This is a genomic window from Mycobacterium sp. TH-M25 (assembly GCF_057473665.1).
This window is the reverse complement of sequence record NZ_JBYCLA010000169.1, coordinates 1-3,065: the sequence shown is the minus strand read 5'-3', so window position 1 is coordinate 3,065 and position 3,065 is coordinate 1. Positions and strand designations below refer to the sequence as shown.

Annotated in this window: 3 protein-coding genes; all 3 read left to right on the top strand. The window is 64.7% G+C overall.

Going from position 1 to position 3,065, the window contains the following annotated elements; genetic code table 11:
- The coding region (locus AC2VOU_RS05840; protein WP_486956519.1) for a fumarylacetoacetate hydrolase family protein at nt 1-671 on the top strand (671 nt) is incomplete at its 5' end.
- A complete protein-coding gene (locus AC2VOU_RS05835; RefSeq protein WP_486956518.1) occupies nt 668-2,305 on the top strand; it encodes an AMP-binding protein in 1,638 nt (545 codons plus the stop codon). The genes AC2VOU_RS05840 and AC2VOU_RS05835, both read left to right, overlap by 4 nt.
- A 23-nt stretch (nt 2,306-2,328) precedes the next feature.
- Nucleotides 2,329-3,065 (top strand): enoyl-CoA hydratase-related protein (locus AC2VOU_RS05830; RefSeq protein WP_486956517.1); only part of this gene is annotated, 737 nt, incomplete at its 3' end.

Sequence of the window (3,065 nt, the reverse complement as noted above, 5' to 3'; positions counted from 1 at the left end):
ACGAGCAGAGCCTGGGAGCACCGTCACCAAGGCCGCGCCAGGTTTTCTCGATCGGCGCAAATTATCCCGACCACGCCGAGGAAGCCGATTTCACCCTTCCCGAGGTGATGGAGGTCTTCTCGAAGTTCCCCTCCTCGATCGCCGGGCCGAACGCGGACGTCCCGCTGCCCAAGAACACTGTGGACTGGGAAGCTGAACTCGTCGTCGTCATGGGGACAGTGGCACACCGCGTGGCCAAGACCGAGGTGTGGGACCACGTCGCCGGAGTGATGGGCGGCCAGGACTATTCCGAGCGGGAGCGGCAGATGGCCGCCAGCCAATGGGGTCTGGCCAAGTCCTACCCGGCCTTCGGCCCGACCGGGCCGTGGCTGGTGACGCCCGACGAGTTGCCCGACCCCGACGACATCGGCATCACCTGTTGGGTCAACGGTGAGCAAGTGCAGCACGCCCGCACGTCACGGATGATCTATTCGGTGCCTGACATCGTGGCCGAATTGTCCACGTACTGCACGCTTTACCCCGGCGACCTGATCTTCACCGGGACCATGTCCGGCGTCGGCTTCATCCGCAAGCCACCTCGCTACCTCGCGGTCGGAGACATCGTTGAAACCGAAGTCGAGGGTGTGGGACGACTGCGAAACACGATGGTGGCACCGGGATTCACCCGATGAAGAACAAGGTCATCCACCGCTGGCACGACGAGGAGCAGGCGCAGAGGTACCGCCAAGCCGGCATCTGGGGCGACCAAACACTGCCTGAGGTGTTCGACGAGCATGTGGCCCGCGACCCGGATCGAATGGCGCTGATCGACGACCATGTCCGCTGGACCTACGGAGAGCTCGCGGATCTGACCCGGCGGGCAGCCAATCTGCTTTTGCACCTCGGCGTCAAACCGGGTGATCCGGTTGCTGTGCAGCTGCCGACCTGCGGCCTGCTACCCCTGGTCCACCTGGCGGCCAACCGCATCGGCGCTTACATCGTGGCCATGCCCACCCGATGGCGCCGCGCGGAGGTCGGCGCACTGCTCGAAACGCTTGGTGCGCAGGTATTAATCGGTGTGGAATCCGATGGTGATATCGACGTCCGGGCGCTGCACGACGACTTGCGGGCGACGCTGCCGGATCTGTGCGAGGTGCTCTACGCCCGGACGGGAGCCGCCGACGGGTTCGAAGCGCTGATCCGGGCCACCGAACCGCTGGACGCAGCCACCGCGCACCAACTGCGTGCCGATCCGGATGAGCCGGCGCACGTGATGTGCTCGTCGGGTACCACCGGTGTGCCGAAGGCGTCACTGTGGAGCGGCAACGACATGATCACGCTGCTGGTGCACCAGACTGCCCAGGCGTTGAGGCTTACCCGCGAGGACGTGGCGGCCGCGATCGCACCGGCCGGGCAGGGATCCACCGGTTACATCTTCGCGATCCTGATGCCGCTGCTGATCGGTGCGACGAGCGCGATGCTCGAGCACTGGCGCCCGCAGCCGGCGCTGGAACTGATCACGCGCGAGCGGTGTACCTTCGCAACCGCGATACCGACCCAGATGGTCATGATGCTCGACCTCGATCTGGAGTCGGCCCACCTCTCGGCATTCACGCGATTCAACAACGCCGGCGCACCTCTGCCGCCCCGCGTAGCTGAGGAGATCGAACGACGGATGGGCTGCAAAGTCCAAAACGTCTACGGCACCACCGATGGCGGTGTGCCGACCATGACAACCCTCGACGATCCCGAGTGGGCCCGATGGACCACCGTCGGCCGGGTCTGCGCGGGTGAGGAAGTCCAGTTGCGGGCGCCCGACGGCACCGTGGTGGCTCAGGGCCAGACCGGCGAGGTGTTCTGGCGCGGCGCCAACAACACCTATGGATATTTGAACCAGCCGGATTACGACTTGGCCAACTGGGACGCCGAGGGCTGGTACCGCTCCGGAGATCTCGGCGAGTTCGACGATGCCGGATATCTCAGGATCGTTGGACGCGCCAAGGACATGATCCTGCGCGGGGGCATGAACATCTTTCCCTTCGAGGTAGAAAGGGTTCTGATCAAGCACAATGCAGTGGCGGCGGTGGCGATTGTCCCCGTGCCCGATGCGCGACTGGGCGAACGCGCCTGTGCCGTCGTGGTCGCCAGTGGCCAACCGCCCACCTTGTCGGATCTCACCGAGTTCCTCGACCACCACGGTCTGGCGAAATTCAAGTTCCCCGAACACCTGCTGATCGTCGACGAGCTTCCCATCAATCCCGGCGGGAAGGTCGACAAGAACCGCCTGCAGGCGCTGGCCGCCGACCTTGTACTGCCCTCCCACTGATCCACGACCGAAAGGCAATGCCAATGGCCGACTACGACGACATCACCTACTCGGTGGAGAACGCGACCGCCGTCATCACCATCAATCGACCCGAGCGTTACAACGCCTTTCGTGGCCAGACGGTCGAGGAACTGATCAAAGCCTTTCGTTCGGCCTGGGCCGACACCGCCGTGCGCGTTGTCATCCTGACCGGCGCCGGTGACAAGGCGTTCTGCGCGGGTGGTGATGTCAAACAGCGCGCAGAGACCGGTGATTACGGCCCCACCGAGAGCGGACTATTCGAAATCGGCTATCTGCACAAGCTGATTCGCGACATCCCGAAACCGGTGATCGCCGCCGTGAACGGGGCCGCAATCGGAGGCGGTCACGTGCTGCATGTCTTGTGTGATCTCAGCATCGCCTCCGCCAACGCCACTTTCGGTCAAGCGGGGCCACGGGTGGGGTCGTTCGACGCGGGTTTCGGCTCGGCCTTCCTCGCACGGGTGGTCGGCGAGAAGCGGGCTCGCGAGATCTGGTTCTTGTGCCGGCAGTACGACGCCGAAACAGCCGAGCGTTGGGGTCTAGTCAACACGGTGGTCCCAGCCGATCGACTGCTCGAGGAAGCCAAGTCCTGGGCGGCCGAGATCGCCGCGCTGAGCCCCACGGCTATCCGCTTCCTCAAGCAGTCGTTCAACGCCGACACCGATCATCAGGCGGGGCTGAGCAACCTCGGGCTGTCCGCGGTCGACCTCTTCTACGAGTCGCCCGAAGGGCAGGAAGG

Coding starts and splice junctions, on each gene's coding strand:
- AC2VOU_RS05835 (WP_486956518.1), top strand. CDS start 668: ATGAAGAACAAGGTCATCCACCGCTGGCACGACGAGGAGCAGGCGCAG.